At 66.3% G+C, this 2,771-nt stretch carries 2 protein-coding genes; both read right to left on the reverse strand.

Going from position 1 to position 2,771, the window contains the following annotated elements; translation table 11 throughout:
* Window positions 1-2,496, reverse strand: a 2,496-nt coding sequence (locus F4U95_RS24470; protein ID WP_281347250.1) for an Ig-like domain-containing protein, incomplete at its 3' end; no start/stop codon positions are given.
* A partial coding sequence (locus F4U95_RS25320; RefSeq protein ID WP_246171719.1) for a hypothetical protein occupies window positions 2,493-2,771 on the reverse strand: 279 nt, incomplete at its 5' end. The genes F4U95_RS24470 and F4U95_RS25320, both read right to left, overlap by 4 nt.

The raw sequence follows: 2,771 nt of genomic DNA on the forward strand, positions 1-2,771 counted from the left end.
CGGGTTGGATATGTTGCCCGAAGGATCGACCTGCGTGACGGCAAGGGATTCGCCATCCACCTGCGGCGCGTTGAGCGTCACGGTATAATTGCCCTGCGCATCGACCACGCCGCTGCCCAGCAGCGTACCATCGGCCGCGCGCACTTCGATCGTCGATCCAGCCACACCCGAACCGGTCACTACCGATCCCGTCACCACCGTGCCGGTGCCGTCGATCGTGGCGCTGGGCGCAGGCGGCGGCGTCGTATCGTCCGCCGTCACCGTCACACCGGTCGACACGTTGCCGGCCACGTCGCTCTGGGTGATGCTCAGTACCTCGCCATCGACCCGTGCCGGGCTGAGCGGGAAGAGATAATTGCCATCATCGTCGACAACCGTCGTGCCGACGATCGCACCCGACGCGTCGCGAACGGTGATGGTCGCGCCAACTTCGCCCGTGCCGCTGATCGACGATCCGTCCGCCGCTATGGTCGCGACTGGCGCGGCCGGCGGCGTGAGATCGGGCGCCGTGATGCCGGTCGGGTTGGATATGTTGCCCGAAGGATCGACCTGCGTGACGGCAAGGGGTTCGCCATCCACCTGCGGCGCATTGAGCGTCACTGTATAATTGCCCTGCGCATCGACCACGCCGCTGCCCAGCAACGTACCATCGGCCGCGCGCACTTCGATCGTCGATCCAGCCACGCCCGAACCGGTCACCACCGATCCCGTCACCACCGTGCCGGTGCCGTCGATCGTGGCGCTGGGCGCAGGCGGCGGCGTCGTATCGTCCGCCGTCACCGTCACACCGGTCGACACATTGCCGGCCACGTCGCTCTGGGTGATGCTCAGTACCTCGCCATCGACCCGTGCCGGGCTGAGCGGGAAGAGATAATTGCCATCATCGTCCACGACCGTCGTGCCGATGATCGCACCCGATGCGTCCCGAACGGTGATGGTCGCGCCAACTTCGCCCGTGCCGCTGATCGACGATCCGTCCGCCGCTATGGTCGCGACCGGTGCGGCCGGCGGGGTGAGGTCGGGCGCCGTGATGCCGGTCGGGTTGGATATGTTGCCAGCCGGGTCCGCCTGCGTCACGTTCAATGGCTCGCTGTCCACCTGCGGCGTGGTCAGCGTGACGGTGTAATTGCCCTGCGCGTCCACCACGCCATTGCCCAGCAACGTGCCATCGGCCGCGCGCACCTCGACCGTCGATCCGGCCACACCCGTACCGGTTACCACCGTGCCGGTGCCGTCGATGGTCGCGACAGGCGCAGGTGGCGCCGTCAGGTCGGGCGCGGTGACCGGAATGACGGCCGATTCATTGCCCGCCGCATCGCTTTGCGTGACGTCGAGCACTTCGCCATCGACCCGCGCCGGATCGAGATCGACACTATAATTGCCATCATCGCCCACTCTCGTCGTGCCGATGATCGCACCCGACGCGTCGCGAACGATGATGGTCGCGCCGACCTCGCCCGTGCCGCTGATCGACGACCCATCGGTTGCGATGGTCGCGCTCGGTGCTGCCGGCGCCGTCAGGTCAGGCGCGCTGATGGCCGTCGGATCGGACACATTGCCAGCCGCATCGATCTGCGTGACCGACAGCGGTTCGCCTTCGACCAGAGGCGGTGACAAGGTCACGCTATAGCTGCCATCGGGCCGCACAATGTCGCTGCCGAGCAACGTGCCCAGCGCATCGCGCACCTCAACGATCGCGCCCGGCTCTCCGGACCCGCTCACCGTCGCACCATTGCCCGAGATGCTGGCCCCCGGTGCAGCGGGTGCATCCAGATCGGGCGCAACTATGGCGGTGGGCGTCGATTCATTGCCGGCCGCATCGGCCTGCGTCACGGTCAGCGCTTCGCCATTGGTCTGGGGTATGTCCAGCGTGGCGGCGTAGGTGCCGTTGCCCTGCACCACAGCCGTACCGACCAACAGGCGGGCAGCATTATAAATGCGGATGGTGGCGCCCGGTTCGCCCGTACCGGTAACGGAAAGCCCGTCGTTGCCGATGACAGCGATCGGCGCCTGGGGCGCGGTGCCGTCGGCGGCGGTCACGAATACGGGATCCGACACATTGCCGGCCCCATCTGTCTGGCTGACGGTCAGGCGCTCGCCATTATTCTGCGGCGGGCTGAGTGCGATCGTAAAGCTACCATCCCCGCCGACATGACCGGTGCCCAGCACCGTTCCAGCCGAGTCATAGACGTTGATAATGGCGCCAGGCTCACCGGTGCCTGTCAGGCTCGTCGCGGTTTCCAGCGCAACCGAAGGCGCATCAGGCGCCGTCAGGTCGGGCGCGATCGCCACAGCGGGCGGTGAAACATTCCCGGCCGCGTCAACCTGCGTAACCGTCACCGTCTCGCCATTTTCGAGGGGCGTATCGAGGTCGATGGCATAGTTGCCGTCCGCATCGGCAACCCCGCTGCCGATCAAAACGCCCGCCGCATTGCGGATCTGTACCGTGGCATTGGTTTCTGCGGTGCCAGAACACACCGTCCCCGTCGCATTCAGCCGAGCAGTGGGCGGCGCCGGCGCATCAGTGTCAGCGTCAGCATCGGCGTCGGCATCTGCATCTGCATCTGCATCTGCATCTGCATCTGCATCTGCATCTGCATCTGCATCTGCATCTGCATCTGCATCTGCATCCGCATCCGCATCCGCATCCGCATCCGCATCCGCATCCGCATCCGCATCCGCATCCGCATCCGCATCCGCATCCGCATCCGCATCCGCATCCGCATCCGCATCCGCATCCGCATCCGCATCCGCATCCGCATCCGCATCCG

This window comes from Sphingobium limneticum, from assembly GCF_008710165.1.
Taxonomy (GTDB): domain Bacteria; phylum Pseudomonadota; class Alphaproteobacteria; order Sphingomonadales; family Sphingomonadaceae; genus Sphingobium; species Sphingobium limneticum.